We start from the raw sequence: 26,516 nt of genomic DNA on the forward strand, positions 1-26,516 counted from the left end.
CTAAAGCGCCCGCGAGGCGTTGGGAGCTCGAACAAGGAGCTCTACCGCATGAACCTCGCGCGTCCTCTCTCCCTCGTCGCCATCGCCGCCGCCGCGCTCGCCCTGACCGCCTGCGGCGACAAGGATTCCGGCCACGCCCAGAAGACCGAAGGCGAGATCAAGTCCGCCGTCGGCGATCTCACCGGCGACAAGGACCTGCAAAAGGAAGGCAAGAAGGATGAGGTGGTCGGCGGCGTGAAATCGGCCGGCGAAGACCTCAAGGCGGCGGCTAAGGACGCCAAGGACTGACTTGGAATCCCTCTCTCTGAGGAATCCCTCTCTCAAAGAGAGAGGGTTTGTCCCAGGAGCGGAACCAGCCCCGCCACGTCCACGCCCCGCAGGGCCGCCACGACGCCGGCCCAGACGGCCAGGTTCAGCAGCACCATCAGGGCCACGGCCACGCGCAGGCGGCGCTGCACGGCCTTGCGGCGCTTGCGGGCCTTGAAGCCTCCCGCAGGGGAGGCGGCGGTCAGGGTTGCGGCCATCGTCATGCTCCACGCCAGCCAGAACTACCCCCGTTAACCACCATTAACGCGTCTGATTTGGCTTGGTGCAAGCGGGACGGCTTGTCGCAGCGCCCGGCAGCGGGAAAGGTGAGCGCGCATGACACCAGCCATCGCCCTCGAACAGGTCGGCAAGACGCATGACGGCGCCGTCGCGCTGCAGGGCGTCGACCTGTCGATCCCGCCGGGCCAGTTCGTGGCCCTGGTCGGCGGTTCGGGCGCGGGCAAGACCACGCTGCTCAAGACCATCAACGCCCTGGCGCCGCCCACGTCCGGCGTTGTCAGGATCGATGGCGAGGCGGTGAACGGCCTCGACGGCCCGGTCCTGCGCCGCCGCATCGGCTATGTCTTCCAGGAGATCGGCCTTTTCCCGCACATGAGCGTGGCCGAAAACATCGGCGTCGCGCCGGCCCTGCTGGGCTGGAAGAAGGACGAGATCGCCGCCCGCGTCGACGAACTGCTCGACCTCGTCGACCTGCCGCGCGCGGTCGCCCAGCGCCGGCCCGCCGCGCTGTCGGGCGGCCAGCGCCAGCGGGTGGGCGTGGCCCGGGCCCTGGCCGCTCGCCCCGCGATCCTCCTGATGGACGAGCCGTTCGGCGCGCTCGACCCGATCACCCGCCAGGCCCTCGGCGACGACGTCCGCCGCCTGCACCAGGCGTTGTCCCTGACCACGGTGATGGTCACCCACGACGTCGCCGAGGCCCTGTTGCTGGCCGACCGCATCGTGGTGCTCGACGCGGGTCGGATCATCGCCGACGCCGCGCCGCGCGACCTGATGGCCGGCCAGGACGACCCGCGCGTCGAGGCGCTGATGGCCGCGCCGCGCCGCCAGGCCGAGCGGGTGAGGGCGCTGCTGGATGACTGAGCTGCTGGCCCTGCTGCCGCAACGCCTGGCCTGGCACGCGGCCCTGTCGGCCGCCGCCCTGGCGCTGGGCCTGGCCGTCGCCTTGCCGCTGGGCTTCGCCGCCGCGCGCCGACCGGGGCTGCGCTGGACCGCCCTGGCGGTCACGGGCCTGGTCCAGACCATTCCCAGCCTGGCGCTACTGGCTCTGTTCTATCCGCTGCTTTTGCTGCTCTCGAACCTGGCGAAGGCGACGCTTGGCTTCGGCTTTCCCGCGCTCGGCTTCCTGCCGGCGCTGCTGGCCCTGTCGCTCTACGCCATGCTGCCGATCCTGCGGAACACCGCCGCGGGCCTGGCCGGCGTCGACCCCGCCGTGACCGAGGCGGCCCGGGGCGTCGGCATGACTCCGCGCCAGAGCCTCACGAAGGTCGAGCTGCCGCTGGCCGCGCCGGTGATCCTGGCCGGCGTTCGCACCGCCGCCGTCTGGACCATCGGCGGCGCGACCCTGGCCACCCCCGTCGGCCAGACCTCGCTGGGCGACTACATCTTCTCGGGGCTTCAGACCGAGGCCTGGGACATGGTTCTGGTCGGCTGCGCGGCCTCGGCCGCCCTGGCCCTGGTCGTCGACCAGTTCCTGGGCCTCGTCGGTCGCGGGCTGGAGCAGCGCAGGCCCGTCCTCTGGGGCGGCGCACTGGCCGCCCTGGGGCTGGGCCTCGCCGTCGCCCTGGCCCCGCTGGCGGTTCCGGCCCTGACGCCGCGCCCCAAGGCCTATGTGATCGGCGCCAAGAACTTCTCCGAGCAGTACGTGCTGGCCGAACTGATGGCGCAGCGGCTGGAAGGGCGGGGCGCCCGCGTCGAGCGGCGCATCAATCTCGGCTCCGCCGTCGCCTACCGCGCCTTGGCCGCCGGCGAGATCGACGCCTATGTCGACTACACCGGCACCCTGTGGGCCAACGTCCTGCACCGCACCGACAACCCCGGCCGCCGGGCGGTGCTCGACACGCTGAAGACCGAGCTGGCCCGTCGCGACGGCGTGGTGCTGGCCGCGCCGCTGGGCTTCGAGAACGCCTATGCCTTCGCCATGAAGCGCGAGAGGGCGCAGGCGCTGGGCGTAAGCAGCCTGGCCGATCTTTCCGCCAAGGCGCCGAACCTGGTCATGGGCGGCGACCTGGAGTTCTTCTCGCGGCCCGAATGGGCGGCGGTCGAGAAGGCCTATGGCCTGAAGTTCAAGAGCCGCCGCCAGTTCCAGCCCACCTTCATGTACCGCGCCCTGGCCTCGGGCGAGGCCGACGTCATCTCGGCCTTCTCCAGCGACGGCCGCATCGCCGCCGACGACCTGGTGGTGCTGGAAGATCCCAGGGGCGCGCTGCCGCCCTACGACGCGGTGCTGGTGGTCTCGCCCGGGCGCGCCGCCGATCCGGATCTGAGGGCCCTGGCGGCCTCGCTGTCGGGCAAGCTGACGGTCGAGGCCATGCGCCGGGCCAACTACGCCGTCGATCGCGACACCGCAAAGCAGTCGCCCGCCGCGGCCGCGCGCGAACTGGGCGTCGTCGCTCAGTGAACTTCGTCTGCTGAAGCTTTGTTTGCGACCGCCCGGTCGTTGAGGCAGGTTGCGCGCCATGAGCAAGCTTACCTCCCCGTTTGGCCCCAAGACGGCGCTGTCGGCGCTGGCCGGCGTCGCCCTTTTCGCCTCCGTCCCGGCCCAGGCGGCCGACCAGGTGAAGCCCGATCCCAAGCTGGTCGTGGTGATCTCCATCGACCAGTTCAGCGCCAACCTGTTCGAACAGTGGCGCGGCCAGTGGAAGGGCGGCCTGGGCAAGCTCGGCCGCGAAGGCGTGACCTATCCCAACGGCTACCAGTCGCATGGCATGACCGAGACCTGCCCGGGCCACTCCAGCCTGCTCACCGGTTCCTATCCCAACCGCACCGGCATCGTCGGCAACAACTGGTACGACGCCACGACCGGCAAGAAGTCCTACTGCCTGCTCGACGAGTCGGTGACCCTGGCCGCGCCGTCCGAACAGGATCCGGTCAGCCCCAGGAACCTGATGGTTCCGACCTATGGCGAATGGCTGAAGGCCGTGTCGCCCAAGAGCCGCGTCTATGGCGTGTCGGGCAAGGACCGCGGCGCCATCACCATGGCCGGCCACGATCCGGACGGCGCCTTCTGGTACCAGGCGGGCTTCGGCTTCACGACCTACGTCAAGCCGGGCGAGGACGCCGCGACCAAGCTCAAGCCCGTGGCCGCGCTGAACGCGCGCCTGGCCGCCGAGCAGAAGAAGAAGCCCTTCGTCTGGACCTATGAGAACAAGGCCTGCGCCGCCCTCGAAAAGACCTGGACCACCGGCGAGCGCACCTGGGACGCCAAGCTGCCGCGTCCGCTGCCGACCAATGACGCCGAGACCCTGCGCGACCTGTCGGCCAGCCCCTACACCGACGCCGTGACCCTGGAAGCCGCCGCCGCCCTGCGCGACGAGTTCGGCCTGGGCGACGGCCCGCAGGTCGACGTGCTGACCGTCAGCCTGTCGGCCACCGACTTCATCGGCCACCGCTACGGCACTCGCGGTCCGGAGATGTGCGACCACCTCAGCCGCCTGGACGCGCGCCTCGACACCTTCCTGTCGCGCATCGGCAAGGCCAAGGGCGAGGTGCTGGTGGTGCTGAGCGCCGACCACGGCGGTTCGGATTTCCCCGAGCGCCTGCATGACGAAGGCTACGACGTCTCGCGCATCGCCACCTCGGCCTGGCTCAAGGGCCTGAACCAGCAGCTGCGCGCCGACCTGGCGCTGGACTACGACCCGCTGGTCGCCCCGGGCGGCATCGACACCCTGGTGATCGTCGGCGCCGACAAGAAGACCCCGCCGGCCGTCGAGCGCGCCCGCATCGCCTCGGCCGCGCTGGCGCTCGTCCGCTCGCGCGGCGAGGTCGCCGAGGCCTATGAGATCAACGACCTGCTGACCACGCCGCCCGTGGCCAAGGGAACCTCGCCCGACACCATCAGCGTCAAGGAGCGCTTGCGCCGCAGCGCCTATCCGGGCCGCTCGGGCGACATCCTGGTGGCCTTCAAGCCGAACCTGGTGCCGGCCACCGCCAGCAATACCTATGTCGCCACCCACGGCACGCCCTGGGACTATGACCGCCGCGTGCCGATCCTGTTCTGGTGGAAGACCGCGCAACCGCGCGAGCGCATCCTGCCGATCGAGACGGTCGACATCGCCCCGACCATCGCCGCCGTCACCGGCGTGCCGATCCCCAAGGCGATCGACGGCCGCTGCCGACCGCTGGGCGCGGGCCACGACTGCTGAGGTTTTTGTCGATCGTCGTCGGTAAGAGGGGCGCGGATTTCATCCGCGCCCTTTTTCGTTCAATGGCGCAGCAGCAGGGCGACCAGGTCCGCGCCGAGCGCGATCGCCGCCCAGCCGATGGCCAGGCCCACAAAGGGATGACGCTGCCACCAATGCCACTTCGAATCCGTATGCATGACACTTTCCCGACTGATCGGTGAAGCTTGCATGTCACGAGATAGTTTCGCCAGCAACTAAAGCGCGCCGCCGCCGCGTCACTTGTGCGGCGCGGTGACGCAGGCGCGGTGTTAACAGTCCCTAACTCCCTGTTAACCATGTCGGGCGCAGGGTGGCGATCACACCAAACCGACCAGAGCGTACGCAGAAAGCCCGTTCATGACCGGAGCCGAAGTCCTCGACGTGGGTCGCGACGCGATCTGGCTGACCCTGCAACTGTGCGCGCCCGTGCTGATCGTCGGCCTGGTGGTCGGCGTCGCCATCGGCCTGTTCCAGGCCCTGACCCAGATCCAGGAAGCCACCCTGGTCTACGCGCCCAAGATCGTGGCCATCTTCATCTCGCTGCTTCTGTTCCTGCCGCTGATGGGCGCGCTGATGTCTGGCTTCATGCGCCAGATCGCCGCCCGCATCGCGGCGATGTAGGGAAGGGCGGGGCGTGGACAGCTTCGCGACGACCGCCCAGGTCTATGTCGCCGGTCTGGTCTTCGCCCGGATCGGGGCCATGGTCATGCTGATGCCGGGCATCGGCGAGCAGGCCGTGCCGCCGCGCATCCGCCTGGCCTTCGCCCTGCTGATCGCCGTCGTCCTGACCCCGGTGGTCGCCAAGACCGTTGGCCCGCTGCCCACCACCCTGGGCGGCCTGGCCGGACAGGTGATCCACGAGATCCTCATCGGCCTGATGATCGGCGCGGTGCTGAAGCTGTTCATGAGCGCCCTGACCACGGCCGGCGAGATCATCTCGCTGCAGACCACCCTGTCCTTCGCCCAGACCACCAACCCGTCCGGCGCGCCCTCCAGCACCGCCATCGCCACCTTCCTGTCGATGCTGGGCCTGACCCTGGTCATGGCCACCGACCTGCATCACCTGTTCATCGGCGCGATGGCGCGCTCCTACGAGCTTTTCCCGTTCACCAAGAGCGTGCCGGTCAACGACGCCGCCGCCCTTGCCGTCCGCACGGTGGCCCAGAGCTTCATGCTCGGCGTCCAGCTGGCCGCGCCGGTGATCGTGTTCTCGATCGTCTTCAACCTGGCGACCGGCCTGGTCGGCCGGGTCATGCCCTCGTTCCAGATCTTCTTCGTCACCTCGCCGCTCAGCGTGATCCTGGGCCTTTCGTTGCTGGCCCTGTCCCTGGGCGGCATCGCCATGGTGTGGAGCGATCGCTACCGCGATCTGCTCGGCGTCTTCAACTAGGAGCGCGCCGTGGCTGACGATACGGACCAGGAATCGAAGACAGAAGATCCGTCAGCCAAGAAACTGGCGGACGCCCGGAAGAAAGGCGACGTTCCCAAAAGTCAGGACTTCTCGCAGCTGGCCTCGCTGGCCGGCGCGTTCGGCGTCGTCGCCATCGCCGGCGGCTGGCTGGCCCGCGACATGGCCCAGGCCCTGGTGCCGTTCATCGCCCAGGCCGGCCAGATGGACGTCGAGGGCGGCGCCAACCTGATCGCCCGCAAGGTGCTGATGGCGGCCCTGCCGCCGCTGGTGCTGGTGATGGTGGTCTCGGGCCTGATGGGGGCCGCCGCCAACATCGCCCAGTCGGGCTTCCTGTTCTCGGCCGAGAAGATGAAGCCCGACCTCAACAAGCTCGACCCGATGAAGGGGCTGGGCCGGATCTTCGGGCCCGACGGCTTGATGCAGTTCGCCAAGTCGGCCCTGAAGTTCCTGGTCACCGGCGTCATCGCCTGGTTCGTGCTCAAGCCCGACGCCAGCGTGGTGATCGGCCTCGTCGGCATGGACCCGGCCGCCATGCTCCCGCTGGCCGTCGACCTCTGCAAGAAGCTGTTCTGGGCCGTGCTGATCTTCCTGGTCGTCACCGCCGGCTTCGACTGGTTCTGGCAGCGCCTGCGCTTCAACAGGCGCATGCGCATGACCCTGAAAGAGGTCAAGGACGAGCACAAGGACAGCGACGGCGACCCCCACATCAAGGCCAAGCGCCGCCAGATCCAGATGCAGCGCTCGCGCCAGCGGATGATGCAGGCCGTGCCCCAGGCCACTGTCGTCGTCATGAACCCGACCCACTACGCCGTGGCGCTGAAGTACGAGCAGGGCGAGACCCCCGCGCCGATCTGCGTGGCCAAAGGTCTCGACGAGCTCGCCCTGAAGATCCGCGCCGTGGCCGAGGAGGCCGGCGTCCACGTGCTGGAGGATCCGCCCCTGGCGCGCGCCCTCTACGCCGCCGTCGAGATCGACCAGCAGATTCCGGCCGAGCACTTCGAGGCCGTCGCCAAGGTCATCGGCTTCGTGCTCGGCAACAAGCAGTCCAAGCGTCGCGCCTGGGCCGATTGACGGTGAACGGATCGTTCCGCCGCCTGGTACGCAACCGCCGGGAAATCACATTTCCGCCGTAGAATCAGTGGTCTGCTTGATAAACGCGCTCTAGCGCCGCGTAAGGAGTATCCTTACCGGACGAATCGTCGGGGCCTCCACCCGACCAGGTTGCAGAAGGATTTCGGTCGGCATGGCCGAGACGCCCGGAAAAGACATGACGGCGACCCGCCGCCGCGCCGACCCCCTGATCTGGGGCGCGGCCGTTTTCTTCGTCCTCGCCGCCGGCTTCGCCACGGCCCCGGCCCTGCGCGCCGGTCCGGCCACCCTGGCGGGCCTGCTGCTGCTGGCCGGCGTCGCGGGCGTGGCGATCCTGGGCCTGGTGGCCATCCGCGCCTCGGCCGCGCACGACAACGGCGTCGACGTCGTCGACAGCTTCATCGACGCCCTGGGCGAGCCCGCGGCCCTGACCGCCGCCGACGGCCGCATCCTGGCCGCCAACCAGGCCTGGCGCGACACCCTGGGCGAGGCCCGCCGCCTGCCCAAGGACGCCGCTCTGTTCTCGGCCCTGGTCCGCGCCCGCAAGGGCGAGGTCGGAGAGGCCGTCATCTTGGTCGCCGGCCAGGACCGCTCCGCCCTGGCCGCCCGCGTGGCCGGCGGCCGCCTGCTGGTCCGCCTGCCGGCCATGGCCGAGCCGATCGCCGCCCCGCTGCCGCCGACGGCGCCGGTCGTCGCCCAGGCCGCCCCGCCGCCACGGGCGCTGGACGCCTTCTCCGGCGCCTCGCCGTTCGGCGCCGCCCTGCTGGAGGGCCTGGACCCCTTCAACTCGCCGATCCTCGAGGCCAATCCGGCCCTCTCGGCCATGGCGGGCGCCGTGCGCGCCGGTATGGCGCTCGGCGAGCTGATCGACCCGCCCTCGCGCGCCGAGGCCGAGACGCGCCTCGCCGAAGGCAAGGCCGGTCCCTTCGAGGTGCGCCTGGCCCGCGACCCCTCGCGCATCGCCCACCTCTATCTCTACCGCGCCGACGGGCGCCTGGTGGCCTATCTGATCGACGTGTCCGAGCAGAAGCAGATGGAGCTGCAGCTGGCCCAGGCCCAGAAGATGCAGGCCATCGGCCAGCTGGCCGGCGGCGTGGCCCACGACTTCAACAACCTGCTGACCGCCATCCAGCTGCGCCTGGACGAGCTGCTGCACCGCCACCCCGTCGGCGACCCGTCCTACGAGGGCCTCAACGAGATCCGCCAGACCGGCGTGCGCGCCGCCGACCTGGTGCGCAAGCTGCTGGCCTTCAGCCGCAAGCAGACCGTCCAGCGCGAGGTGCTGGAGCTGGGCGAGCTGATCTCGGAGTTCGAGGTCCTGCTGCGCCGCCTGCTGCGCGAAGACGTCAAGCTGATCACCGACTACGGCCGCGACCTGCCGCAGGTGCGCGCCGACAAGAGCCAGCTCGAGACGGCGGTCATGAACCTGGCCGTCAACGCCCGCGACGCCGTGCGCGCCGCCAAGGGCGGCGGCGTCGTGCGCATCCGCACCGCCCGCCTCAACGAGGACGAGGCCAGGAGCCTGGGCTTCCCCGGCGCCGAGGGCGACCAGGCCTTCATCGAGGTCAGCGACGACGGCCCCGGCATCCCGCCCGAGGTCATGGGCAAGATCTTCGACCCGTTCTTCACCACCAAGCCGGTGGGCGAGGGCACGGGCCTGGGCCTGGCCACCGTCTACGGCATCGTCAAGCAGAGCGACGGCTGGATCCACGTCCACAGCCGTCCGGGCGAGGGCGCGGCCTTCCGCATCTTCCTGCCCGTCCACGAGCCGACCCCGGCCCAGGCCGCCGCGGCCGCCGTCGCCGTCGCCGAGCCGCCCAAGCCCCGCGCCGCCCGCGACCTGTCGGGCGCCGGCCGCATCCTGTTCGTCGAGGACGAGGACGCCGTGCGCGGCGTCGCCGCCCGCCTGCTGCGCGCCCGCGGCTACGAGGTGCTCGAGGCCAGCGACGGCGAGGAGGCCCTGATCATCGCCGAGGAGAACGCCGGCAAGATCGACCTGCTGATCAGCGACGTGATCATGCCCGGCATCGACGGTCCGACCTTGCTCAAGAAGGCGCGCGGCTACCTGGGAACCGCGCCGGTGATGTTCATCTCCGGCTATGCCGAGGCCGAGTTCAGCGACCTGCTTGAAGGCGAGACCGGCGTGACCTTCCTGCCCAAGCCGATCGACATCAAGACCCTGGCCGAACGCGTCAAGCAGCAGCTCCAGGCGGCTTAGAAGCTACTCTCTCTCCGTAAAATCCCCGCGAAAGCGGGGACCCAGGCTTTCCGCATCCCCATGACCGTCATTCCGGCTCTGCGCTACGCTTCGGCCGGGATGACGACACTTGATGGCGCTCGAAGATCGCGAGCCCTGATCACCCCCGCCGCAGCAGCACCGTGGGACTTTCCTTGTAGGTCGTCCGCGTCTCCTCGACGAAGCCGGTCTTGGCCGCCAGGGCCAGTGAGGCGGCGTTGTCGGGGTGGATGATGCAGACCACTGGATCTCGGCCCCACCGGCGCTCGCCCCAGGCCAGGCCCGCGCTCACCGCCTCGGTCCCGAAGCCCTTGCCGTGCGACCAGCCGGCCAGCACCCAGCCCATCTCCGGCACGCCCTCGAACGATGGCTCGATGTCGCGATGGAAGTCGGCGAAGCCCACCTCGCCGACATATCGCCCGGTCGCCGTCTCGCGCACCGCCCAGTAGCCATAGCCCAGCAGCGCCCACAGCCCCCGGGCCCGCAGCAGCCGCGCCCAGCTTTCCTCGCGCGTCGAGGCGCGGCCGCCGACATAGCGATAGACTTCCGGCTCGCACCACATGGCCACGCTGTCCTCGAAGTCCGAGGTCTCCGGCGGGCGCAGGGTCAGGCGCGGCGTCGTCAGGACGGGCAGGTCGGCGGTGCGGGCGGCGAGGTCGTCGAGCGGCGGCATCGGATCCGGGTTTGCTGAGGGGCGACGGCGCAGCCTATACCGCGCGAGGCATTTTCGAGCGAAGTGGATGCCGGTTCGCGTGAAGAAAATGCGCGAAGACTAAAGCCTTCGCCAGGAAGGGACCCGTCAGTTCATGATCGCGCCGCAGGACGCCGTCGCCGCCCGCCGCAAGCTCACCAACCGGCTGATCGCCGGCAAGGACGCGGAGCGCCTCGTCCCGTTCTTCACGACCGACGCCAAGGTTATCGCCGGCGACGGCTCGCTGCTGCTGGGCCGCGACCAGATCATCGAGGCCTTCGCCGGCCAGTTCGCCGACCGCGACTTCGTCTCCTACGTCCGCACCAGCGACCTGATCGAGATCGACGCCGAGGGCGCCCGCGCGGCGGAAAGCGGCCGCTGGGTCGGAACCTGGAAAGGCGAGGGCGCGACCCAGAGCGGAACCTACCTGGCCACCTGGCGCAAGCTCGCCGGCCAATGGGTTATCGAGAACGAACTGTTCGTGACGCTGGGCTAGGGATCCTCCCCCTCTGGGGGAGGTGGTCCGGAGGGCCAGAGGGGGACGCGCGAAGCGCGTCCTACCGCCGCTTCTTCGAACGCGGCGCCGGCCTGGCGGCGGTGTCCACCACCGCCCCCGCGCCCGCGCCGACCACGGCGCCGAACGGTCCGGCCACCACCGCGCCGGCGATGGCGCCGGTGGCGGCCCGCTGTTCCATGTTGTGGCCGCAGGCCGTGGTCAGGGCGGCCAGGGCGAGGACGGCGGCCAGGCGCGGGACGGACGGCGAGAGGCGGGGCATGGCGGGTCTCCAAGGCGTCGGCGCGGGGCCGACCAAACTGCAGCGGTTAACGGCGAAGCTTGATCGAGGTTCCGAACAGGCCGCGCGGGCTGGCCAAAAACCGCGCCGCTGCGGCGTTTTGGCGCCCGTCCAGGTTTTTCCTGTGAATCAAAGTGTTAACGGTATCGGTCGCCGAAAAGCAGAGCAGAATCCATGCTGCGGTGCAGCAGGCGCTTGCGACTCGGTCATAGTTCGGTCATAAGGCGAGGCATAAGCAGGATCTCGACCTTATTGCGAATGGTCGAACCTCCGCTGCCAGACCGGCCCGATAGTGCTTTTTCCGGGTGTCTTGGGAGCGTTTTTGTCGGGGGGCCGGTGCGCCCTCGTCGCGCAGGACGCAAGTTTTGAATATCATGTCGCAGACGTGCGCTGACGCGCGCGGGCTGATCGGCGCCGTATTGGTCGGGTCCGTCACGGGCCTGGCGCTTGGCGGCGTCTATCTGGCGGGGGGCATGGCCCAGACCGCCGCTCAGCACGCTCGGGTTACGCGCCTGGCCGACAGCGCCGCGGGGAGCTACTCCGAAGCGGCGCTGCATCAGGCCGCGTCGCGCATGGACGCCGGGGCGCTCGCCATCGCCCGCCGCCATGACCCCTACACCGTCGCCGGCGACGCCCAGCGCGACCGCCAGGCCTCGCTGCTCGCCTCCCGTCTCGAGAGCGGCGACGACAAGGCCGCGGACAAGCCGCTCCTGCTGCGCGCCAGCCTCGGCGGTTCGTTCAATCCGGCCGCCGCGCCATTCCACCTCGCCAACGCCCTCGAAAGCTCGCGCGAACTCGAGTGCCTGGCCCAGGCCGTCTACTACGAGGCCCGGGGCGAGACCTCCAGCGGCCAGGCCGCGGTGGCTCAAGTCGTATTAAACCGCGTACGCCACCCTTCGTTCCCCAAGTCGATCTGCGGCGTGGTGTTCCAGGGCGCCTCGGCCCGCACCGGCTGCCAGTTCAGCTTCGCCTGCGACGGCTCGATGCGCGCCGGTCGCGAACGCGCCGCCTGGACCCGGGCCCGCAAGGTCGCCTCGCGCGCCCTGGCCGGCACGGTGATGTCCGAGGTCGGCTCGGCCACCCATTTCCACACCACCGGCGTCGCGCCGAACTGGGGTCCGCGCCTGATGCGCGTCGCCCAGGTCGGCATGCACGTGTTCTACCGCTTCGGCGGTCGCGCCGGCGCGCCGGGCGCCTTCACCGACAAGCCGCGTCCCTCGACCATCGACGACCTGCCCAACGCGCCCGTCCTGACGTCCCTGCCGCAGGCGCCCAGCGCCGACGGCAAGCCGATGATCTACGTCGCCAGCGCCATGGCGATCGCCAAGGAAGGCGGCATGGGCGGTCCCGAGAAGGTCGGTCCCGAGCCGGCCTCGGCCCCGGCCATGCATCCGGCCAAGGCCGCCGACAAGGCCGATGCGGTCAAGCCGTCTTCAGTGATCGCGACCGGAGCTGGTTCCTGAGGAACCCGGGGGCCAGGCGTGCCATGAGGCGCATCTGCCTGGCCCGCTTGCCCACCAGGTAATAGAGCTCGCGGCCGTGGGCCGCGCGCCACACCGTTTCGGCGGCCTCGTCGACGCCATAGACGGGCAGGCCGCTCTTGCGCAGTTCCTCGCCCATGTCGGCGTTCTTGCCCGGCTGCGAGTTGCGCAGGATCGGCGTCTCGACGAACCAGGGCATGACGCAGGCCACGCTGACGCCGAAGGCGGCGAACTCGGCGTCCAGCGCTTCGGACAGCCCGCGCACCGCGAACTTGGTCGCCGAATAGACCGCCAGGCCCGGCGAGCCGTAGATCCCCGCGCACGAGGCCATGTTCACGAGCCGCGAGCCGGGCGTGGCCTTCAGGAAGGGCAGGGCGGCCCGCGCGCCGTTCAGCACGCCGTGCACGTTGACCGCCAGCATCAGGTCGTCGCCCTGCGGGTCGCTTTCCGAGAAGGGGCCGAAGCGCGCGACCCCGGCGTTGTTGAACAGCACGTCCAGCCGGCCGCCGGCGGCCTGGGTGAAGGCGGAAAGGGCTGGCGTCCAGGCCTCGCGGTCACGCACGTCCAGGGGGTGGATGGAACCGTTGCCTGGCCCGATGTCGGCCAGGGCGCGGGAAAGTCCGGCCTCGTCGATATCCGAAAGGCCGACGAACCAGCCTTCCGCCGCGAAGCGCTTGGCGCTGGCCAGGCCGATGCCGCTGGCCGCGCCGGTGATGAAGATGGCCTTGCGAGCCGACATGTCCGCCTCCCCGTCGTTATCGTTGATTATCGCCGATCAGACAGCGACCGACGGGGAGGGGTCAAGTTCACGCGTGCGTCAGTCGGTCTGGTCGTCGACCTCGGCGTCGGGCCCGTTCTTCTTGATCGACTCGATGGCGTTCTTGGCCGACGCCTTCGAGGCGTAGCCTTCGGTCCAGAAGATGCTCTCGCCGTTGTAGGTGAAGTAGGCGACGAACTCGCCAGCCTTGTTCTTCTTGATCAGGAACTTGTGGGCCATCTGGTGCTCCCGGGATGATGACTTGTCGTTGGTCGACGAGCCGACGTAGCGACCCTCGCGCCCCTGACGCGACCCTGTCAACCGCGTTGCGGTGAAGCCCGACGCACGGAATGATGGAGAGGCACCAAGCGGGACGGATCCATGAGCGCGGACAAACTCGACCACCTCTCGCGCACCCTGCTGGGCGAGGCCTATGCCGAGCTTTCCGCCGTCAAGCGCAGCGTCATCGACCTGATCGCCGCCGAGGCGCCCACCGGCCTGGCGCCCGGGCTGGCCGAGAAGGAAGGCAGCTACTGGGAGCGGCTGGCCGACCGGGTGGCGGCGATCGGCGGTTCCTGGGGCTTCATCGGCGGCTTCTCGGCGGTGCTGGCGGCCTGGGTGCTTCTCAACCTGGCCCTGATGCCGTTCCACAAGGCTTTCGACCCCTATCCCTTCATCTTCCTGAACCTGGTGCTCTCGACCCTCGCGGCGATCCAGGCCCCGATCATCATGATGAGCCAGAACCGCCAGGCCACGAAGGACCGCGAGGCGGCCGAGCACGACTACATCGTCAACCTGCGCGCCGAGCTCGAGATCATGCGCCTGCACGACAAGCTCGACGCCCTGCGGATGGCCGAGCTGTCCGAGATGGCTCGCGCCAACACCGCCTGCCTCGACGAACTGCGGGCCGAGGTGAAGGCGCTGCGGGGCGCTTAGCCGGCCTTCGCCGCGCGGCGCAGCGCCTGGGGCGGCTGGCCGTAGACGCGGATGAAGGCCCGGCGCATGCGCTCGGAGTCGCCGAAGCCGGCCTCCAGGGCGATGTCCTCCACCTGCAACGGGGCGCTGTCGAGCAGGGCGCGGGCGGCCTCGACCCGCAGGCGCTCGATCGCCTTGGCCGGGGTCGAGCCGGTCTCGGCAGCGAACAGGCGGGCGAAGTTGCGCGGGCTCATGGCCGCGCGTTCGGCCAGTTCTTCCACGGAAAGGGAGAGGGCCAGGTTCTCGCGCGCCCAGGCCAGAAGGGCGTCGAAGCGCCCGCCTTTCAGCTCCAGCAGGGCCGAGAACTGCGACTGGCCCCCCGGACGGCGGTGATAGACCACCAGCTGCTGGGCCGTGCGCTTGGCGATCGCCTCGCCCAGGTCCGCGCCGATCATGGCCAGGGCCAGGTCGATGCCGGCGGTGATGCCGGCCGAGCTCCAGATCGGGCCGTCCTGCACCCAGATCCTGTCGGCTTCGAGCCGCACGTTCGGGAAGCGCTTCTGGAAGTCCTTGGTGCGGCTCCAGTGGGTGGTCGCGCGCTTGCCTTCCAGCAGGCCCGCCGCCGCCAGCACGTAGGTCCCCGAGCAGACGCTGGCCGTCCGCCGCGCCGCGCGGGCGCTCCCGCGCACATAGTCCAGCGTCGCCGCGCAGGTCGCCGGCGCCCGCACGCCGTCGCCGCCGGAGATCAGCAGGGTGTCGAAGATCGGGGCCTTGTCGAAGGCGACCGTGTCGAAGGCCGCGCCCGAGCTGCTGGCCGTCCAGCCGCCGTCGCGAGACACCACCGTCAGGCCGTAGGCGCCCGGATCGAACCGGGCGGCGATCTCGAAGGCCGAAATCGGTCCGGCGGCGTCCAGCAGTTGGAAGCCGGGATAGACCAGCATGCCGATCGCGCGAGGCATGGCTCCCCCATTGCTGGCGGAAATCGAGGGATCTCCGTCATTTCCGCCGAACGCTATCTGGGAGAGCATCGGTCGTCAAACCTGGAGCGCCGACCCATGGCCGACCCGATCCGCATCGTCTTCGCCCTGTTTCCGGGCGTGACCCATCTCGACTTCACCGGTCCGCACCAGATCCTGGCGCGCCTGCCGGGGGCAAGCATCACCGTCGCCAGCCTGGCCGGCGGCGAGATCGAGGCCGACGGCCTGATCTTCGCCCATCTGGCGCGGCTCGATCAGATCGAGGCGTGCGACATCCTCTGCATTCCCGGCGGCTTCGGCACGACGCAGGCCATGGGCGACGAGGCCTTTCTCGCCGAGATCAAGCGCCTGGCCTGGAGCGCGCGCTACGTCACCAGCGTCTGCACCGGCTCGCTGGTGCTGGCGGCGGCCGGGCTGTTGGAGGGCAAGCGGGCCGCTTGCCACTGGGCCTGGCGCGACCAGCTGGCTCTGTTCGGCGCCATTCCCGACGAGGCCCGCGTGGCCCGCGACGGCCGCTTCGTCACCGGGGGCGGGGTCACGGCCGGCGTCGACTTCGCCCTGACCCTGGTCGCCGAGATCGCCGGCCCGACCGTGGCCCAGGCCATCCAACTGGCTGTCGAGTATGCCCCCGACCCGCCGTTCCAGTCGGGCCGGCCCGAATTGGCCCCGCCCGAGATCCTCGCCCGCGTGCGCCGCATCTACGACAACGGCATGGACGAACGCCGAGCCGCGGCCGTGGCGGCGGCGGAGAGGCTGCGGAAGGGGGCGCTGGAGACGGCTTGAGCAAGCCGCTCCCTCACCTCCCGTCATTCCCGCCACAAGGGCGGGAATTGACCGAGACCGACACTTGCTAGCGGCGTCAATCTGACCGCCTCGAAAACATGCTGCCGCCAACTTCGCTTCACGACCCTTTGCCAAAGCTCACAGCCTCACTCGGTCAGGCCCATTGGTTCAAGGGGCTAAAGAAGCGGAGGCGTATCAGTGGGAGGATGAAACAGCGCCAGCCGCTTCTGCCGAACGACGTTGACGCATGTCCCAATTTTCCCCATCATATGAGGGAGAAATTTGGGACATCGACTCGCTCCATGCTGCTAGCCCATCACACCGAGGCCATTTCCGTATTGGCGTCGCTCGAGCTTGACGCTGAGAAGCTCATCGAAGTGGTGCGGTACGCTGACAGTGAGAGAGCGCTCTGCACGAGCGCCGACCCTCGCGGCTTCGATCTGATCACCATGAACGCTCGCGCCGCCCGTGGCCTTCGTGAGGCGTTCGGTGGTGAGCGCTGGCATTTCGACGAGAAGGATAACCAAGCCGGGATCAGGAACCCGCACAACAAGGTGCGTGTGATCCACTGCAACTTCGACCGCAATTGTTGTGACTCGACCAACAGCCCGACCAACCTTGCCGAAAAGGGGGCTGCGTCGCGGATGAAGGTTGCCAGCAATCAGGCGTGGATTCCTGGCCTTCCCGTTCCGGACCATCAAGAAGATTCAGAGTACACCACGTGGGTCCTTGGGACCCATTATGATAAGGACGGCGACACCCTTTTTGCGGAGCTTTCCAGGCCCGTGACATTCACTGCCGGGCGTTATACGCGCTTCGAACAGCGCATTGTTTTGCTGGACGGCCGTGGCACCAGCCTGGCGCCGAACGATCGTCGCGAGCGCGAAGGCCCGACGGAGATTGTCGATATCGTCATCGCACGGAAGTAGCGATGTTCAATCCAGAACGCGTTGAGTTGGTCCGGCTACGGCTTGGACTGACGAAGATCGGATTCGCCGATCTGCTTGGCGTCGACAGAAAGACAATACAGAGGTTTGAGGCTGGTGATTGCGATCTGCCAGCAGCGAGCCGTGAGAAGCTCCTGTCTGCTTCGTCGTTTCCGCTTTCCTTCTTTGAGAAGCCGGCACCTGAGTACCCAAACCCGGAAGGCGTCAGCTTTCGCTCGTTGCGCTCCCTAACAGCCGGGATGCGCAATGCGGCCATGGCGGCAGGAGCCTTAGCGTTTGAGTTGGATGATTGGGTTTCCGAGCGCTACGCGCTTCCGCCTCACGATCTTTCGCCAGAAAGAGTGACGGCTGCATCGCCGTCCCATGCCGCTATGCAGGTTCGAGCGGCCTGGGGGATAGGCATGCGCCCCATCGGGAACTTGGTGAACCTGCTGGAAGCCCGTGGCGTGCGCGTCTTCTCACTAGTTGAAGAGACGCGGCACCTAGATGCGTATTCACTCTGGCGAGACGACAAGCCGTATATCTTCCTCAACACGATGAAGACCGCCGAGCGCAGTCGCTTTGATGCCGCCCATGAACTCGGCCATCTGATCCTCCATCGGCACACGGGCTCTTCCCATCCGCGGGCAGAGAGCGAGGCTGACGCCTTTGCTTCAGCTTTCCTAATGCCTGAAGAGGACCTCAAGGCAGAAGTGCGCTGGGTACGAGGCCTCCACGAAATTATCGAAAAAAAACGGCGCTGGGGCGTTTCGGCGGCGGCCTTGGCATATGCTCTGCATAAAATCGGTAAGATCAGCGATTGGCACTATCGTGGCCATTGCATTGAGCTTGGCAAGATGGGGAGAAATGTTGAGCCGAACCCAATGCCTAGGGAGACCTCTCAAATCTGGGCAAAGGTACTCCAAGATCTATGGCGCCAAGGTATATCGCTTTCGCGCGTAGCCGAGCGTCTATCGGTTCCTGAACATGAACTGCGAAGCATGTTGTTCGGCATAGCGTCGGCACCGGACGAGCGCGGCTCCCCCACGGGCCTAAGAATTGTCACTTAACAACAAGCCCCACCTTAAAAGGTGGGGCTTCTCGTAGTCTTCGGGCACCGGACCGCCTGGTCGAATGGGGCCGCCTAGCGCGTTGGCGTCGGGATTATGCCCACGGGAATCATCCGAACTATCTCGCCGGATCGATCGCGAACAAAATATACCTGGAGATAAACCAGGTCTCTTTTCATGTTATCAATAAGAATTTGCTTCATGGTCGGAAGTATGTCTGACGGAATGCTAAAGCTTACGGTCTTTGTTCCGTCTTCAATTTTCAACTTACCCCAGCCATTGTCCTTATTGAACTGAGTTATGTCTCCCAGTATGGGGGTTATTTCATCATCAACGATTGCTGTCTCGATCTCTTGAGCCATGTCTTGATCGAGAAATAGCAGGGGGCGAGAAGTGCCGCTTTTCGATGACGTCACTTCAAGAGTATCTGCGCTGCGTCGCAACGCTGTGGCCATGTCGCTCAGAAGCGGGGCGGACATCGCTATCAGTTTTTGACTTCTCGCAAAATCGATCTTTGCGAGCGCATCCTTCTTTTCGAGCATCCTCTGCTCACGATAGAATTCAGACACCCTTCGCTTTACGAGGTCTTGAACTTGCCACGGAAGCGTCGCGACGAAATTGTCGTCAGCAATGGCTGCTTGAGCAAGCTTGTCGAGAACGGATTCGTCGCCACCGAGCGCACTGGTGGGGAGTAGCGATGCGAGACTTCCGGGGACCGATGCCCTTGCGCCCTCATCAATCTTCTCGATCACGCGCTCGCTCACATAAGCGATCAAATCTGCAATCGATATATCGATAAAATTGTCTTTAGATGCTTCCTGCTCAGGTTCCTCGACGTTTATATTGAAGGATCCGTCAGTTTGACTCTTAAGGAGGATATTGAAGTTTGACTTGTTCGTTATTTTCTTAACGAATCGCCCGGTTTGGCGGAATTGGGCAAGTTTAACCATGAGGCGCGCTGCGGAATACTGAAATCTAGCGGCCTCGTAGAAGTTCATTTGGTGGCTATCGGCGAGGCCACCCTCGAAGTGAAATGTGATCGACTCTGGCATTGTTGGAACTGCCCCCTGAGGCACTGCCTCCTTGTTAAGCTTGCCTCAAGCTTGCATCCTCCGGTGGAAATTCCAAGCCCGGCTGCCGCCCAGAGTGGGTGGCAACGCAAGATGGCTCGCAACGGTAAGATGAACGACATAAGCATCGGCGCGGTCGGCGCTGCGATAATCGCCGGCCTTGTATCCCTCCTGGGCTTAGTAATCGGGAAGGAGCAAAAGGTATCCGAGTTTCGCCAAGCATGGATAAATGACCTCAGGAAGTGTATAATTGATTATTTGGCGTGCATAAATGCAATATCGGACGTAATAAGATTGAATAAATCTGGCAAGGCGGTCGATAGTTCCGCATTGTTGGGTAACTATAAGAATCTAAACGAAGCTAGCCACGGAATAACCCTTAGAATTAACCCGGATGAAGAGCCCTCAAAGGCGCTTTTGTTCCAAATGAAAGAATTTGAAACCCTTGCTGGTCAAAATGCGAAATTAACCCCCGAAAATATAAAAGAGGTCGAAGAAAAATTTATCGAATGCTCTCAATCCCTTTTAAGATTTGAATGGAGGAGGGTGAAACGAGGGGAGCGAACATATTATGTTACTAAATATATTGTTATAGGCATGATACTCATCATGCTGGTAGCCTTTGCATATTTGTGGCAGCATCGTTCCACGAAAACTGAATCTCGAAATGAAGCTTCTTTTGAGAGGGTGACGCAAAACGTTTCAACTGAAGTAATTTGCAACCAGAAGGACGCAATCAATCCCTCAATACACGAGCAACGACCAGTAAAGCGAAAGCGTAAAGCGTCGACCCCAGCGGTGAATGCACCAGGTGGGCAATCTTGCGCGTCGGAACCTTCCAAACTTGCGGAAGAGCCTGCTGGGTCGGGGCCGCTATGAGCTTTTTGCGTCCTTGGTGTCTTCGCTGAGCTCACCATAATTGGGGCCGCGAGGGTGGCGAGCTTGTGATTGCTCGCCCCCAGCCTAAAACCCTAGGAAATTTCATGGCGGCACTGCCTGACTTAGGCAGCCAGCGCGTCTAGACCGTGCGGACAACTGGTCCGCGCGTCAGTGCGAACACCATGCCTTCCAAATCCAAAGCCGCGCCGCTGAAAGGCGTGCGCCTCTCTGCGCAAATCAGCCGAGCCGCCAGCAAGCCCAAGAGGGTCTACAAGACCCGCCCCATCGTCGCCCGGCCGGATCCACTGTGGATCGAATGGGAAGACCCCGGCGACTTCGCCGCCGCCCTCGATCTGCACGTCCGCCGTCACGGCGAGACCATCTACGCCCTTCACAAGGCCCTCGCCGTCAGCGGCGACAAGATCGACGTCCAAACCCTCTACACTTGGCAGCGGAGAGAGAAGGAGCCGCGCAGCACTTCGACCTTCCGCATCCTGACGGCGATCGAGGCCCGCTATCGACTGCCCGAGGGCTATTTCCGCGCCAAGCTCACGCATCCAAGCCGGATGGTCACGGGCGGCGGCCTAGAGAAGCTTTCTACGGCCGAACGCCGCCGGATCGCCTGGCACCTGCCCGACGACTTTGACCGACTTCCCAAGGCCAAACGCGACGAGATCCTAGAATGGGTGCGTACCGTCGTCGTGTCCGGCTCGACCGAGTACCGGCGCTATCACGCTAACGCGCAGCTCTATCGGTTCTCGTTCCGCTTCTCAGAAGGCAATCGGCCGCTGCCCATGCCACGGCCCGCCGCGCTGGCCGACCGCCTGGCTGACGGCGGCGAAATCGTCATAGGCCGGCCGCTCGGCGCCGAGCGGGCGCCGCCGGTTCTAGACGCCGAAGCCAGGGACCTACGCCTCTTCAAGACCGCGACCCTGACCAACCAGCGGCAAGGGCCGAAACGGCGTCTGGAACGAGGCGACGGCCGATCAGAAGATGGATCACCTCGGGCTGATGTTCGGCGCCCTGGCGGCATGTCCCGAGGACGATTTGCGCGGCTATGGCGCGCCGCTTCGCTCCCTGACCTTCGCGATGCTGCTCTTCCCGCCCGTTTGGGATTGGTACTTGCGTTGGCGCGAGACCAAGCGCGGTTTCTTCACGCGGTGGGAAAGCGAGATGCTGATCGTCATCGCCGGCCTCACACGCAAGGGCACGGGTTGGCTTCGGCAATCACCGCATCTAGCCAGCTATCTGCGCCCTATTGAGGGGCTGATCAGCGCAGAAGACGTCGAGGCGGCGCACGCTGACTGGGATGCAGTCTGCGAGACCATGCACCGCCATGCGCTCGTTCGGACACGCGAAATCGACCGGGTGGCGCGCGTCCATCGCGATCCCTTCGAGCCGATCCTTCCTGTTTTGGAGGCCGATAGCCCGCTTGGTGAGTACCGGAAGATCGGCGAGGAGGTGCGCCGGTTGCGGCCGGATCGGCGGCGGTTTCCGGTCGCAGCGGCCGAGGCGACACGGGCCTATCTGATGCTCCGCGTCGGCCTTCACCTGGGCCTTCGTCAGAAGAACTTGCGGGAGTTGCTGTTCGTGCCAAGGGGGCGCAGCGGGACACCGGAGAAGCAGCTTGAGGGCCTCAAGCGCGGTGAAATGCGGTGGAGTGACCGCGAGGGTGGATGGGAGGTGCTTGTTCCGGCCGTGGCGTTCAAGAACGCCGGTTCGACCTTCTTCCGCAAAAGTCCGCTGCGTCTGATCCTGCAAGACCTCGACGGCCTGTATGACGAGATCGACGTTTATCTGGCCAAGGATCGGCCGACGCTGCTGCGAGGCCGGGCCGATCCACGGACGTTCTTCATCAAGACGGTGAAGACGATCAGCACCAATCCGGCCTACGAGCAGCACACCTTCTATGAAGCGTGGCGCACGATCATTCAGCGCTACGGGATCTACAATCCCTACACCGGGCGCGGCGCCATCGAGGGTCTTTTGCCCCACGGTCCGCACAATGTGCGCGACGTGCTGGCGACCCACGTCCTCAAGCGGACGGGCTCTTTCGAGCAGGCGAGCTACGCGATCCAGGACACGCCCGACACCATCGCCGAGCATTACGGGCGCTTCCTGCCACAGGATAAGGCGGCGTTGGCGGCGCAGGTTTTGAACCAAGTCTGGACCATCTAACCGCATGCGGGCGGCGTACTTTGTGCGTCGCCCGACCTTTGGAAGGCGGGGGGAAATGGGGGCTGGAGGGGCGGAAAGCGGGGTAAGGGAGGATTGCAAGATTGAAGCGTCCGGGGCCAGATCCCCGCACGCGATTGTCTGCACACTGGAATTTTCGGGCCTAGCCGAACGGGCGACCGGCCCTCGAATTTGTCGCCGGGTTCTTTTTCTTCCCCTTAGCTGTCCCCAAAGCCGGTCCCGCTTGCCGCTGGCGGCCTTGGGCGCAAGCTTGGGCCATGGACGATCACCTGCTGGATTTCGAGCTGCGCCCTGGCCGCATCCGCAGCGACGGCCGGCAAGCGGTGGGCGGCAATCAGCGGCTCTCTCGCTTGGTCGGGAAGCCCAAGCCGGTCCGAGCCCGGCGGGCCGGCGGTCGACCGGCGCGGCCGGCGACCGCGCCGGGCAAGTGCTCGCGCACCGGCCGAGGCCAGGACGTGGCCAACGCCCTGCGCTTCCGAGGCGGCGGCGCGGGGCGCCGCGTCGTCATCAAAGCCCGCATCGTTGGTTTGAAGGCCGGGAGCCAGGCGGCCGGGGCGCATCTGCGCTACCTCGTGCGCGATGGCGTCACCCGTGAGGGCGAGCCCGCTAAACTCTATGACCGCGACACCGAAGGCGTTGACGGCGGCGCCTTCACCGCGCGCGGCGCGGGCGACCGCCACCAGTTCCGGTTCATCGTCGCGCCCGAGGACGGCGCGGAGCTTTCGGACATGCGCGCCTATACCCGCGACCTGATGGGCCAGATGGAGCGCGACCTAGGAACCAAGCTCGATTGGGTCGGGGTCGATCACTTCAACACCGGCCATCCGCACAGCCATGTCGTCATCCGGGGCAAGGACGAGTTCGGCAAGGATCTCGTGATCGCCCAGGACTACATCACCCAGGGCCTGCGCCATCGCGCCCAGGATCTGGCGACCCTGGAGCTTGGACCGCAGACGGAGCAGGAGATCGCCAGGAAGCGCCAAGCCGAGATCACCGCCGAGCGCTTCACCAGCATCGACCGCAGCCTCGTCGCCGAGGCGAGCCTGGAGCGCACCGTGGACGTGCGCCCCGTCGCCGGACAGGTCCGCGCCCAGGCCGAAACGACCTTGCGCCAGGGCCGCCTCAAGACCCTAGAGCGTATGGACCTGGCCGAGCAGGTCTCGCCCGGCGTCTGGCGGCTGTCCGAGGACATAGAGCCGACCTTGAAGGCCATGGGAGAGCGCGGCGACATCATCCGCGCCATGAGCCGGGCGGTCAGCCGCCGAGGCCGCGAGGCCGCGCCCGAAACCTTCGTCATCGACCCTGCCGGCGAGGCCTCCTCGCCCAAGGTCGGCCGGGTGATCGACAAGCGCCTGACCGACGAGCTTGGCGACCGCATCGGCCTTGTGGTCGATGGCCTGGACGGGCGGGTCCGTCACGTCGAGGTCGATGGCCAGACGGCTGCGGATATCCGCATCGGCGCCGTCGTCGAGACCGGCCAGAAGCCTGCCAGCCGTCCGGCAGATCGCACCATCGCGGCTTTGGCAGAGGACGGGGTCTATCGGCCCAGCGAGCACCGCCAGCGGCTCCTCAATGGCGAGATGCGCCTTCCTCCCGGCGCCGACGCTGACGACCTCGTCGCCTCGCACGTCCGCCGCCTGGAGGCCCTGCGCCGAGGCGGGGTGGTCGAGCGCTGGGACAAGGACGCCTGGAGCATCCCCAAGGACTTCCCGGCTCGCGCCGAGGCCTTCGACCAGGCCCAAGGCAAGCGGGCGCAGGTACGGCTTTTGTCGGCCTTCGACCTGGAGGGGCAGATCAGGAGCAACGGGGCCACTTGGCTCGACCGCCAGCTCGTCGGCAAGGGCGCGCTCGAGGCCTCGCCCCAGGGCTTCGGCGGCGAGGTCGGCCGCGCCCTGGAGCGCCGCCGCGACGTGCTGGTCCGCCAGGGCCACGCCAGCCGCGACAGCCGCGACAGCCGCGACAGCCGCGACAGCCGCGACAGCCAAGGCGGCTGGAAGCCCAAGCGCGACCTTCTGGCCACCCTGGAGCGTCAGGAGGTCGGCAGCGCAGGCCGGGCCATGGCCAGGGCCAAGGGCCTGCCGTTCCGCATCGCCGAGCCCGGCGAGAGCGTGCGCGGCAAGCTGACGGACACCACACAGCTTGCATCGGGAAAGTACGCGGTGATCGAGGAGAGCAAGGCGTTCACCCTCGTTCCCTGGCGGCCGGCGATGGAGCACCACCTTGGCCAGGAGATCAGCGGGACCGTCGAAATCGGCGGCGGGATCTCGTGGCAGCTCGGGCGGGGGCGAGGCCTTGGGCTATGATCCCTACCCGGTCTGGCGGCTACTGTTGGAATCCATAGAGTGCAAAAAGACACGTTCCGAACTTGGTGGGTTGCTTAGAACGAGAGCGCTCCACGGGTCTTACGGAAGGTTCAGCATGACCGATGAACAGCAACGTCGCCTTGTTGAGTTGGCGGTCGCCTGGAACAACGCCGATGGAAGGGCGCTCGACGAAAAGGCTGAAGCAGCCTTGCGCCGAAGGTTCATTCTCGCCCGCTTAGAGGCCGCACTCGATCAAATGCATGCCTTTGCATTGGACACGGAGTTCGTACTTGTTCCCGGAGGGTATGCGGGGCGTTCCGAAGAGGGCTATCAGCAGGTTTCGATGGGATTGAAGCAGGCTGGGCACGACTACGGATCAGACAACGAGCAGCACTTGTCGTTTTACCTGAATGCTGGAAGAGTTCGTGTCGAGCGTATGATTGTGACGCGCCATAAAGGCGATAATTCCAATTACGTTCCGTCCGTGGTTGAGGCTGATGTTTCATACGATGAGGCCACGGTGTCGTGGTTCATTGATCGCATGCTTGATTTCATGGCGGAAAAAGTCGCCAATCCTCGCCCTAGTGGCTTACCGTTACAAGAACCTGCGAAAGCACCGAATGGCCGCGCATACTATCACCGAACCGGTCGCATTTTGACGCTCGGCTGGGAGACAAAGACTAACTAGCGGTCTCGTCGATAGGAGGAGAACCGGAAGGCTCAAAAGCCTGATCGGTCAACGAGGTCCCGCTGGCGACGCGCCGGCTAAGGGCCTCGATGAACTTCGCATAGCGCGTTTGGCCCAGCGCCCGCGTCGCTGGCTCATCGGCCGCCTGGACGATGGGGGCGGTGCCAAGCCAGGTGCGGATGAAGATCGCCATGGCCTCGTTGCCGACCTGGGCCTCTTTCTCCAGCCGCTCGATGCGGCTGTTCATGCGGTCGAGGCGGCGGAGCAAGGCCGCTTCCGAGCGTTCCGAGCCGTCCGGCGACATGAACGAGGCCACGGCCGCGCGGACGATCTCGGACTTTGGTCGGCGGGTGCGGATCGCCAGTTGGTCTAGGGCCTTGGAGAGATCAGCGGGCAGATAGACCTTGGTTTCGACCTTCATGCGGCGGCCTCGTCGGTCAGGCCCAGGCGCTTCCTCATCAGCCAGGCGCGATGACGGGCGCGGGTATAGGGCGAGACCGTCTCAGCGACGGCGATGCGGCCGCCGACGTGGCGCCAGTGGTCGGGGCAGATGCTTTCGGGGCGAAAGCCTGCCGCCTCGATGGCGTCGATGGCTTCCAGGGCGGCGCGGACCTTTACCCAGGTCTTGAGGTCGAGGAGGATTTCGGCGCCGGGACTGACGAAGGGGACGCGGTCGCAGGGCTCGGCGGGGGCGACGGCCCGCAGGACCCAGAGGCGGGAGAGGGTCGTGCCGTAGTCGCCGGCCTCCCAATGGACGACGGCGAAGACCGAGCCGGGGGCGAAGCTGACGGTTCGGCGGCGGCGGTCGATCTGCTCGTCAGCGACGGGGCGGCCGAAACGGACCCAGCGCTGAAGGCGGGCCTTTAGCCAGATCAGATCGACGCTTGTGAGGTGGAGGGGCTGACCCATGTCGCGGCTCCAAGACCGTGCGGCATGGTCGGCTGCGACGCCGAGGTTTCAATCCCGCCGGCTGATGGATCGACGAAAGAGAAGCCCTAGCCATCAAAAGGAATGAGTGCGGCGGCGTCCATCGCGGCCGGAAGCCTGGGAGGGTTCTTGCGCGCGAGATCGGTTTGAGCGCTCCATAGGAACGGCTTGCGCCCTCCCGGCTTTGCTCTTTGCTGCGAGGCTATAGCCCCGCAAGCTGGCGACCACCTTCAGGGAACGCATCACGCGTGGATGACCAAGAGGACGAGGCTGACGCCATCTTGGCTCGGATCATGATGGTTCGTGACGACCTCAAGGCGGGACGTCTGACGCTAGAGCAGGTGCGGGCCTATCGAGACCTTGGCCGGATGGTGGAGCGCATTACTCGGGACATGGAAGCCGCCGCCGACATAGACGCCGCTGACGCGCTCTGGCGCCAGGGCGCCGATTTGATCGACGCTTACCTGGCTGAGCACTTCCCTAGCCCAACCTGCCACTAGTGATCGCGCTGCGGTGGGGTCTGAACTGCCCGCAGCTGCGGCCACTCGGAGATAAGGCGGCTAAGGGTGGGTAGCCACGAGAGGGTGGCCCGACGTTCTCACGCGCCGGGCCTGTCG

Annotated in this window: 29 protein-coding genes; 20 read left to right on the forward strand and 9 right to left on the reverse strand. The window is 66.6% G+C overall.

Features of this window, described 5'->3' with window-relative positions:
- Positions 1-48: 48 nt before the first annotated feature.
- Positions 49-288 (forward strand): CsbD family protein, encoded by a 240-nt coding sequence (locus V6S85_RS15355; protein ID WP_116565279.1) that lies wholly within the window; start codon positions 49-51, stop codon positions 286-288.
- 32 nt (positions 289-320) lie between these two features.
- Here the strand turns inward: V6S85_RS15355 and V6S85_RS15360 are convergent, their stop codons facing one another.
- The gene (locus V6S85_RS15360) at positions 321-524 is read right to left on the reverse strand and encodes a hypothetical protein (protein ID WP_334349451.1); all 204 of its coding nucleotides are present in this window, start codon (positions 522-524) and stop codon (positions 321-323) included.
- Positions 525-642: 118 nt separating this feature from the next.
- Here V6S85_RS15360 and V6S85_RS15365 point away from each other — a divergent pair, with 118 nt between their 5' ends.
- The 7 genes from V6S85_RS15365 (at position 643) to cckA (ending at position 9,424) form a co-directional block, all read left to right on the forward strand.
- Complete coding sequence (locus V6S85_RS15365) at positions 643-1,407, forward strand: ATP-binding cassette domain-containing protein (RefSeq protein ID WP_334349452.1); 765 nt, start codon at positions 643-645, stop codon at positions 1,405-1,407.
- Complete coding sequence (locus tag V6S85_RS15370) at positions 1,400-2,944, forward strand: glycine betaine ABC transporter substrate-binding protein (RefSeq protein ID WP_334349453.1); 1,545 nt, start codon at positions 1,400-1,402, stop codon at positions 2,942-2,944. The genes V6S85_RS15365 and V6S85_RS15370 overlap by 8 nt, the downstream gene beginning before the upstream one ends.
- Before the next feature lie 58 nt (positions 2,945-3,002).
- Positions 3,003-4,688: an alkaline phosphatase PhoY gene (gene phoY / locus V6S85_RS15375; RefSeq protein ID WP_116565287.1), complete on the forward strand. Its 1,686-nt coding sequence runs from the start codon at positions 3,003-3,005 to the stop codon at positions 4,686-4,688.
- 375 nt (positions 4,689-5,063) lie between these two features.
- Positions 5,064-5,327 (forward strand): flagellar biosynthesis protein FliQ, encoded by a 264-nt coding sequence (fliQ, locus tag V6S85_RS15380; RefSeq protein ID WP_058349392.1) that lies wholly within the window; start codon positions 5,064-5,066, stop codon positions 5,325-5,327.
- A gap of 13 nt (positions 5,328-5,340) precedes the next feature.
- A complete protein-coding gene (gene fliR / locus V6S85_RS15385) occupies positions 5,341-6,096 on the forward strand; it encodes a flagellar biosynthetic protein FliR (protein WP_116565289.1) in 756 nt (251 codons plus the stop codon).
- A 9-nt stretch (positions 6,097-6,105) separates the two neighbouring features.
- Positions 6,106-7,188 (forward strand): flagellar biosynthesis protein FlhB, encoded by a 1,083-nt coding sequence (flhB, locus tag V6S85_RS15390; protein ID WP_116565291.1) that lies wholly within the window; start codon positions 6,106-6,108, stop codon positions 7,186-7,188.
- A 172-nt stretch (positions 7,189-7,360) separates the two neighbouring features.
- Positions 7,361-9,424, forward strand: coding sequence for a cell cycle histidine kinase CckA (gene cckA, locus V6S85_RS15395; protein WP_334349455.1), 2,064 nt, complete (start codon positions 7,361-7,363; stop codon positions 9,422-9,424).
- 139 nt (positions 9,425-9,563) lie between these two features.
- Here cckA and V6S85_RS15400 read toward each other — a convergent pair whose 3' ends face one another.
- Positions 9,564-10,115: a GNAT family N-acetyltransferase gene (locus V6S85_RS15400; protein ID WP_334349456.1), complete on the reverse strand. Its 552-nt coding sequence runs from the start codon at positions 10,113-10,115 to the stop codon at positions 9,564-9,566.
- Between the two features lie 133 nt (positions 10,116-10,248).
- On the opposite strand from V6S85_RS15400, the gene V6S85_RS15405 reads away from it, so the two are divergent.
- Positions 10,249-10,629, forward strand: coding sequence for a YybH family protein (locus V6S85_RS15405; protein ID WP_334349457.1), 381 nt, complete (start codon positions 10,249-10,251; stop codon positions 10,627-10,629).
- A gap of 61 nt (positions 10,630-10,690) precedes the next feature.
- On the opposite strand, the gene V6S85_RS15410 is transcribed toward V6S85_RS15405, so the two are convergent.
- On the reverse strand, positions 10,691-10,909 hold the full coding sequence (locus tag V6S85_RS15410; RefSeq protein WP_334349458.1) for a hypothetical protein: 219 nt from the start codon (positions 10,907-10,909) through the stop codon (positions 10,691-10,693).
- A gap of 383 nt (positions 10,910-11,292) precedes the next feature.
- On the opposite strand from V6S85_RS15410, the gene V6S85_RS15415 reads away from it, so the two are divergent.
- Positions 11,293-12,390 (forward strand): cell wall hydrolase, encoded by a 1,098-nt coding sequence (locus V6S85_RS15415; RefSeq protein WP_116565299.1) that lies wholly within the window; start codon positions 11,293-11,295, stop codon positions 12,388-12,390.
- Here the strand turns inward: V6S85_RS15415 and V6S85_RS15420 are convergent.
- Together V6S85_RS15420 and V6S85_RS15425 are read right to left on the reverse strand one after the other, a co-directional pair.
- On the reverse strand, positions 12,350-13,147 hold the full coding sequence (locus V6S85_RS15420; RefSeq protein ID WP_116565301.1) for an SDR family oxidoreductase: 798 nt from the start codon (positions 13,145-13,147) through the stop codon (positions 12,350-12,352). The genes V6S85_RS15415 and V6S85_RS15420 overlap by 41 nt on opposite strands.
- 78 nt (positions 13,148-13,225) lie before the next feature.
- Positions 13,226-13,405, reverse strand: coding sequence for a YegP family protein (locus tag V6S85_RS15425; RefSeq protein WP_101718111.1), 180 nt, complete (start codon positions 13,403-13,405; stop codon positions 13,226-13,228).
- Positions 13,406-13,546: 141 nt separating this feature from the next.
- Here V6S85_RS15425 and V6S85_RS15430 point away from each other — a divergent pair, with 141 nt between their 5' ends.
- A complete protein-coding gene (locus tag V6S85_RS15430; RefSeq protein WP_116565303.1) occupies positions 13,547-14,101 on the forward strand; it encodes a DUF1003 domain-containing protein in 555 nt (184 codons plus the stop codon).
- Here the strand turns inward: V6S85_RS15430 and V6S85_RS15435 are convergent.
- Positions 14,098-15,039 (reverse strand): GlxA family transcriptional regulator, encoded by a 942-nt coding sequence (locus V6S85_RS15435; RefSeq protein WP_334349460.1) that lies wholly within the window; start codon positions 15,037-15,039, stop codon positions 14,098-14,100. The genes V6S85_RS15430 and V6S85_RS15435 overlap by 4 nt on opposite strands.
- Positions 15,040-15,135: 96 nt before the next feature.
- On the opposite strand from V6S85_RS15435, the gene V6S85_RS15440 reads away from it, so the two are divergent.
- The 3 genes from V6S85_RS15440 (at position 15,136) to V6S85_RS15450 (ending at position 17,836) form a co-directional block, all read left to right on the forward strand.
- Complete coding sequence (locus tag V6S85_RS15440) at positions 15,136-15,840, forward strand: DJ-1/PfpI family protein (protein ID WP_334349461.1); 705 nt, start codon at positions 15,136-15,138, stop codon at positions 15,838-15,840.
- Between the two features lie 302 nt (positions 15,841-16,142).
- The gene (locus V6S85_RS15445) at positions 16,143-16,769 is read left to right on the forward strand and encodes a hypothetical protein (protein ID WP_334349462.1); all 627 of its coding nucleotides are present in this window, start codon (positions 16,143-16,145) and stop codon (positions 16,767-16,769) included.
- A 2-nt stretch (positions 16,770-16,771) separates the two neighbouring features.
- Positions 16,772-17,836, forward strand: coding sequence for an XRE family transcriptional regulator (locus V6S85_RS15450; protein ID WP_334349463.1), 1,065 nt, complete (start codon positions 16,772-16,774; stop codon positions 17,834-17,836).
- 74 nt (positions 17,837-17,910) lie between these two features.
- Here the strand turns inward: V6S85_RS15450 and V6S85_RS15455 are convergent, their stop codons facing one another.
- A complete protein-coding gene (locus V6S85_RS15455) occupies positions 17,911-18,834 on the reverse strand; it encodes a hypothetical protein (protein ID WP_334349464.1) in 924 nt (307 codons plus the stop codon).
- A gap of 165 nt (positions 18,835-18,999) precedes the next feature.
- On the opposite strand from V6S85_RS15455, the gene V6S85_RS15460 reads away from it, so the two are divergent.
- The 5 genes from V6S85_RS15460 (at position 19,000) to V6S85_RS15480 (ending at position 24,972) form a co-directional block, all read left to right on the forward strand.
- The gene (locus V6S85_RS15460; RefSeq protein ID WP_334349465.1) at positions 19,000-19,785 is read left to right on the forward strand and encodes a hypothetical protein; all 786 of its coding nucleotides are present in this window, start codon (positions 19,000-19,002) and stop codon (positions 19,783-19,785) included.
- Positions 19,786-19,967: 182 nt separating this feature from the next.
- A complete protein-coding gene (locus V6S85_RS15465) occupies positions 19,968-21,047 on the forward strand; it encodes a hypothetical protein (RefSeq protein ID WP_334349466.1) in 1,080 nt (359 codons plus the stop codon).
- Positions 20,959-21,963: a hypothetical protein gene (locus V6S85_RS15470; RefSeq protein ID WP_334349467.1), complete on the forward strand. Its 1,005-nt coding sequence runs from the start codon at positions 20,959-20,961 to the stop codon at positions 21,961-21,963. Before V6S85_RS15465 ends, V6S85_RS15470 begins: the two co-directional genes overlap by 89 nt.
- A gap of 275 nt (positions 21,964-22,238) precedes the next feature.
- On the forward strand, positions 22,239-24,284 hold the full coding sequence (locus V6S85_RS15475) for a DUF3363 domain-containing protein (protein ID WP_334349468.1): 2,046 nt from the start codon (positions 22,239-22,241) through the stop codon (positions 24,282-24,284).
- A gap of 115 nt (positions 24,285-24,399) precedes the next feature.
- Complete coding sequence (locus V6S85_RS15480; RefSeq protein ID WP_334349469.1) at positions 24,400-24,972, forward strand: hypothetical protein; 573 nt, start codon at positions 24,400-24,402, stop codon at positions 24,970-24,972.
- On the opposite strand, the gene V6S85_RS15485 is transcribed toward V6S85_RS15480, so the two are convergent.
- Both V6S85_RS15485 and V6S85_RS15490 read right to left on the reverse strand, forming a co-directional pair.
- Positions 24,965-25,393: a ribbon-helix-helix protein, CopG family gene (locus tag V6S85_RS15485; RefSeq protein WP_334349470.1), complete on the reverse strand. Its 429-nt coding sequence runs from the start codon at positions 25,391-25,393 to the stop codon at positions 24,965-24,967. The genes V6S85_RS15480 and V6S85_RS15485 overlap by 8 nt on opposite strands.
- Complete coding sequence (locus V6S85_RS15490; RefSeq protein ID WP_334349471.1) at positions 25,390-25,881, reverse strand: DUF2840 domain-containing protein; 492 nt, start codon at positions 25,879-25,881, stop codon at positions 25,390-25,392. Before V6S85_RS15490 ends, V6S85_RS15485 begins: the two co-directional genes overlap by 4 nt.
- 266 nt (positions 25,882-26,147) lie before the next feature.
- Between V6S85_RS15490 and V6S85_RS15495 the strand changes: the two genes are divergently transcribed.
- Positions 26,148-26,399: a hypothetical protein gene (locus tag V6S85_RS15495; protein ID WP_334349472.1), complete on the forward strand. Its 252-nt coding sequence runs from the start codon at positions 26,148-26,150 to the stop codon at positions 26,397-26,399.
- The last annotated feature ends 117 nt before the right edge of the window (positions 26,400-26,516 follow it).

It is taken from the genome of Caulobacter sp. CCNWLW153 (assembly GCF_036889365.1).
Lineage (GTDB): Bacteria > Pseudomonadota > Alphaproteobacteria > Caulobacterales > Caulobacteraceae > Caulobacter > Caulobacter radicis.

Bases quoted from the DNA above. Each gene is read 5' to 3' on its own strand.
- V6S85_RS15480 (WP_334349469.1), top strand. From the start codon at position 24,400: ATGACCGATGAACAGCAACGTCGCCTTGTTGAGTTGGCGGTCGCCTGG.
- V6S85_RS15455 (WP_334349464.1), bottom strand. From the start codon at position 18,834: ATGAACTTCTACGAGGCCGCTAGATTTCAGTATTCCGCAGCGCGCCTC.
- cckA (WP_334349455.1), top strand. From the start codon at position 7,361: ATGGCCGAGACGCCCGGAAAAGACATGACGGCGACCCGCCGCCGCGCC.
- phoY (WP_116565287.1), top strand. From the start codon at position 3,003: ATGAGCAAGCTTACCTCCCCGTTTGGCCCCAAGACGGCGCTGTCGGCG.
- V6S85_RS15460 (WP_334349465.1), top strand. From the start codon at position 19,000: ATGGCTCGCAACGGTAAGATGAACGACATAAGCATCGGCGCGGTCGGC.
- V6S85_RS15425 (WP_101718111.1), bottom strand. From the start codon at position 13,405: ATGGCCCACAAGTTCCTGATCAAGAAGAACAAGGCTGGCGAGTTCGTC.
- V6S85_RS15370 (WP_334349453.1), top strand. From the start codon at position 1,400: ATGACTGAGCTGCTGGCCCTGCTGCCGCAACGCCTGGCCTGGCACGCG.
- V6S85_RS15430 (WP_116565303.1), top strand. From the start codon at position 13,547: ATGAGCGCGGACAAACTCGACCACCTCTCGCGCACCCTGCTGGGCGAG.
- V6S85_RS15360 (WP_334349451.1), bottom strand. From the start codon at position 524: ATGGCCGCAACCCTGACCGCCGCCTCCCCTGCGGGAGGCTTCAAGGCC.
- V6S85_RS15365 (WP_334349452.1), top strand. From the start codon at position 643: ATGACACCAGCCATCGCCCTCGAACAGGTCGGCAAGACGCATGACGGC.
- V6S85_RS15465 (WP_334349466.1), top strand. From the start codon at position 19,968: ATGCCTTCCAAATCCAAAGCCGCGCCGCTGAAAGGCGTGCGCCTCTCT.
- V6S85_RS15435 (WP_334349460.1), bottom strand. From the start codon at position 15,039: ATGCCTCGCGCGATCGGCATGCTGGTCTATCCCGGCTTCCAACTGCTG.
- V6S85_RS15355 (WP_116565279.1), top strand. From the start codon at position 49: ATGAACCTCGCGCGTCCTCTCTCCCTCGTCGCCATCGCCGCCGCCGCG.
- V6S85_RS15470 (WP_334349467.1), top strand. From the start codon at position 20,959: ATGCTGATCGTCATCGCCGGCCTCACACGCAAGGGCACGGGTTGGCTT.
- fliQ (WP_058349392.1), top strand. From the start codon at position 5,064: ATGACCGGAGCCGAAGTCCTCGACGTGGGTCGCGACGCGATCTGGCTG.
- V6S85_RS15450 (WP_334349463.1), top strand. From the start codon at position 16,772: ATGTTCAATCCAGAACGCGTTGAGTTGGTCCGGCTACGGCTTGGACTG.
- V6S85_RS15475 (WP_334349468.1), top strand. From the start codon at position 22,239: ATGGACGATCACCTGCTGGATTTCGAGCTGCGCCCTGGCCGCATCCGC.
- V6S85_RS15485 (WP_334349470.1), bottom strand. From the start codon at position 25,393: ATGAAGGTCGAAACCAAGGTCTATCTGCCCGCTGATCTCTCCAAGGCC.
- V6S85_RS15405 (WP_334349457.1), top strand. From the start codon at position 10,249: ATGATCGCGCCGCAGGACGCCGTCGCCGCCCGCCGCAAGCTCACCAAC.
- V6S85_RS15490 (WP_334349471.1), bottom strand. From the start codon at position 25,881: ATGGGTCAGCCCCTCCACCTCACAAGCGTCGATCTGATCTGGCTAAAG.
- V6S85_RS15410 (WP_334349458.1), bottom strand. From the start codon at position 10,909: ATGCCCCGCCTCTCGCCGTCCGTCCCGCGCCTGGCCGCCGTCCTCGCC.
- V6S85_RS15420 (WP_116565301.1), bottom strand. From the start codon at position 13,147: ATGTCGGCTCGCAAGGCCATCTTCATCACCGGCGCGGCCAGCGGCATC.
- V6S85_RS15400 (WP_334349456.1), bottom strand. From the start codon at position 10,115: ATGCCGCCGCTCGACGACCTCGCCGCCCGCACCGCCGACCTGCCCGTC.
- V6S85_RS15445 (WP_334349462.1), top strand. From the start codon at position 16,143: ATGCTGCTAGCCCATCACACCGAGGCCATTTCCGTATTGGCGTCGCTC.
- V6S85_RS15440 (WP_334349461.1), top strand. From the start codon at position 15,136: ATGGCCGACCCGATCCGCATCGTCTTCGCCCTGTTTCCGGGCGTGACC.